Source organism: Mesorhizobium sp. M4B.F.Ca.ET.089.01.1.1 (assembly GCF_004022605.1).
In the GTDB taxonomy this organism is placed as follows: domain Bacteria; phylum Pseudomonadota; class Alphaproteobacteria; order Rhizobiales; family Rhizobiaceae; genus Mesorhizobium; species Mesorhizobium abyssinicae.
Genome location: NZ_RZOS01000531.1, coordinates 1 through 3,475 on the forward strand (window position 1 = coordinate 1; position 3,475 = coordinate 3,475).

Annotated in this window: 2 protein-coding genes and 1 pseudogene; all 3 read left to right on the plus strand. The window is 59.3% G+C overall.

What is annotated here, in order from left to right:
* The first annotated feature begins 584 nt into the window (after positions 1-584).
* Positions 585-1,871: a serine hydrolase gene (locus tag EN780_RS30020; protein ID WP_189556853.1), complete on the plus strand. Its 1,287-nt coding sequence runs from the start codon at positions 585-587 to the stop codon at positions 1,869-1,871.
* Positions 1,872-2,041: 170 nt separating this feature from the next.
* A complete protein-coding gene (locus EN780_RS39045) occupies positions 2,042-2,479 on the plus strand; it encodes a hypothetical protein (protein WP_128276101.1) in 438 nt (145 codons plus the stop codon).
* Positions 2,480-3,316: 837 nt separating this feature from the next.
* Positions 3,317-3,475 (plus strand): annotated as a pseudogene (locus EN780_RS30030) (C4-dicarboxylate ABC transporter); the annotation flags it as partial.

The window sequence follows — 3,475 nt, forward strand, 5'->3', positions numbered from 1 at the left end:
CTCCGGGGCCGGGCTCTGCGGCGAAGACCTAATTCTTCTAAGAACTTTCGCGCCCCACGTCACCGCGACGGTGACAAACCGTCCACTCGCAGGTTCGCGAGCATCTGTAGGGGCACACCGTAGCCTTGGAGAAGCTGGGATCGAACTGCTGCCCCGCGGCTTCGGTGCGCGGAACCTTGAGGATGAGTTCCGCGGCCAGAACGGGCTACCGCTGCTTTCCAAGGCCGCCATCAGCGTACAGGGCGAACGGCTGCGGGGCACTTCCGAGAATTCCGCAACATGCCTCCATTGCATAAATTAATATGATGCCAGAACAACATATTTGCATCCTTCCGCTAAGTCGTTTCCATTGCATCAGTATTGGCGCGCATCATACTCCATGATGCATCAGTGTACGATCTCATCACGGTATCTCCTCGCGGACGAGCGTTAACCCGAGCCGAGGAACCGGAGATCGCCAGCACGGCCGCATCGCGGCGCTTTCTAAAGAGGGTCGCACCGCGAGGAGTCTACGTCGATGTAGTAATCGCGAATTCAGCCATCAAACCAGGGAGGTTAGACAGACGATGAATCGGAGACAACTTTTGGGCTATGGCAGCTCTGCCGTCGTTGGCGCCGCAGGCATCGGTCATACAGTCAAGGGCGCGCAAGGCGAGGAGGCAGGCAAGAACAACACTGCCGCGGAAGGCGGGGGCGAACCGCTGCCCGATCCTCGTAATCCCCGCGATCCACGTAGCCCCGGCGCACCGCTCTTCCCAGGAGACGCCTGGTATTTCTCCCCATGGGCTGCCTGGACTTACCAGCACATCAGCGAGATGAGGCCGACGGCCCCGATATCGCGCGGTCCGGGCCCGGTGCAGCCATTGCCTCAATCACTTCAGCCGATTGGGGACATTAAGGTCAAGTTCGAAGACGGCGAGGGAACGGTGAACGACTTCCTCGGTGAGAGCTTCACTGATGGGTTCCTTGTGCTGCATCGTGGACAGATCGTTTTTGAGCGTTACATGAACAATCTCGCCCCGCACAGGCAGCATCTTTGGATGTCGTCCACGAAAGCGCTTATCGCGATGCTCACCGGAATTGTGGTCAATAAGGGTCTAGTCGAAGTTACAAAACCGGTCACGCACTACCTGCCTGAGCTTGAGGCGACTGCGTACAAGGGCGCAACGGTTCAGCACCTCCTCGACATGTCAAGCGGCGTCGTCTACGACGATGACTATGACCCTCTTTGGAGGGATTCCGTGTTTTCTCAGCCGGACGGGCCCCGCACCATGTGGGAACTGGCCCTCACGATGGATAAAGCAGAGCGGCCACACGGTGCCGCTTACAAATATAAGTCAAGTGATGTGGACGTGTTGGGCTTCATCCTGCAGCGGGTGTCGGGGATGTATCTGGCTGATTTAATAAGCCAAGAGATCTGGGCACCGATGGGAGCCGAACAGGACGCCTACATGGTCGTCGATAAGACGGGCTTTGGTCTTGCCGACGGTGGTTTGTGCACGACGCTGCGTGACTTCGGGCGGTTTGCCCAGTTAATTGTTGATGGAGGTGCCAGGGAAGGGCGCCAGATCATTCCCCAGAGCTGGATAGATGAAACCTTGGGCGGGAGAGGCGCGCCCGGCAGCAATTATCACAACCAGTGGGAAATCGATCCCGACGGTCGCGGGATGGGGAAGGGAGGCCAGGGTGGACAGTATGTGTATGTGGAGCCGGCAGCTGAATTTGCAGCCGTCAAGTTTTCTCACTTTACGCTCCCCTATCGCGAAGAAGACCGCACGGCTGGCCCTTACCAAGAAGTAGAGCGCAAAGTTAACCCACGTACGGGGGGCCTCCGGCCGGCGTTAGATGCAATCCGTGCCGCGTTGAGTTAAGCGCCCGCCGAGCCCATAGAGATGCCGGTGTTCCGACCCCGGCAGCCAGGCCGCCTGAATCCAGCAGGCAGCGCGGTCGCCGCTCAATGATCCGGAGTTGTATGTACTCCAGAAGATCGTGCGGTGGCCGCGTGCTACAGTGTCGAACCTGACCGCGTGAGGTTGTGAGGTTGGCGCGGATCGACCATCGGTTTGCTCAGGCGAGCCGCGCCGCCAGGTTCGGTCGTTCCTGCTCGGGTTGCTGGCGCGGTTGCCGCCAAGCAACTGTTTTAACCAATGCAGAGGATGCCGGTGAGTTGATTCCGGACGGGCTGCAGCACCTCCTGGCGCGAGCGGTCTGGGATGGCGATGCGGCTACGTGGTCGACGAGACTGGCGATTATGAAGAACGGCGCCCGCACTGTCGAAGTGAGGCGCGAATACCAGGTCACCGCAGGCCGGATCGGGAACGCCCAGGTCGAGGTCTACCTGGTTGGTCTACGCCAGTCCGCGTGGGCGTCGGTTCATCGACCGCAAGTGTGGACCAGCTACCGCGACCGCTGTGGGGCCGCTGGCGTCAGGTTCGCAACCAAGCCGGCGTTGGCCAACGATCATTGCACGGGCACTTGATGCAAGGGAACCGGAGCTTGTCGCAACGGTTCCACGATATGGACAGCCGCGCCTGGTGTCTCTTCCGCCCCTTTGGACTACTGGGCAGCCTGCCGCCAACCCAGAGACGAGCTTGCGGGCAATGGGAACGGCGGGATGGTTCCAAAAGCACGTGTCCCATGCTGCTATCCATCGCTCTCGACAACCAAGCCACGGTCCGCGGCGACTTTTGGCGGGCCTCGAACATGCGGGACCGGAAATCTTACATGCAGGCGGCGTCGACGATTACGTTCCTGCCCCTCGTTAGCTTCACTTCCGTTCCTGATAATCGGTGTAGGCCAGAACCCTGAACTAACAACAGAACCCTAACTTGCGATAAGACGATGAGGCCGATATCGCCCTGCTCAAAGATGCTGACCTTCTTGGAACGATGACCGCGACCCTGCCAAAGCCGAACGTGTGCAAGGATGCCAGTGAGATTGCGGCGTCCTTTTCGTCGGTCGAGATTCCACGAAGCCGACGCCCTTCATCTTCGCCCCCTCTGGCATAGGGGCGAGGGTGCGGTTTCCGCGTTGGGTGACCGGCGCCCCAGATCGCCGAGCGAGATCACCGGCCCGTGGCCGTCCGCCGCAATCGAGCGGATCGAGGCGCCGCGAAACTGACCGTTAAAGATCTCCGGTGCCAAATATCTCGATTGTATAACGTTATCTAATTCAAGAACAACATATTTGCATCCTTCCACTGGTTGTTTTCGATTGCATCGAAAGCCACACGCGCCATTCTCCCCCGAGAACAACCGGGAGGAAAAGAATGCAAATTTCCAGAACGCTTTTTATCGTTGCGGCAGCAACAATCGGCATGGCGTCCACCGTTCACGCCGAGACGCTTCGGCTCGCCCACGCCTCGTCTAGCAGCAGCCTCATCCAGCAAGCGGCGGTCCTGTTCGCCGAAGCAGTAAAGGAACAGAGCGGTGGCGACCTCACCGTCCAGATATTTCCGGACGGTCAGCTCGGCGAC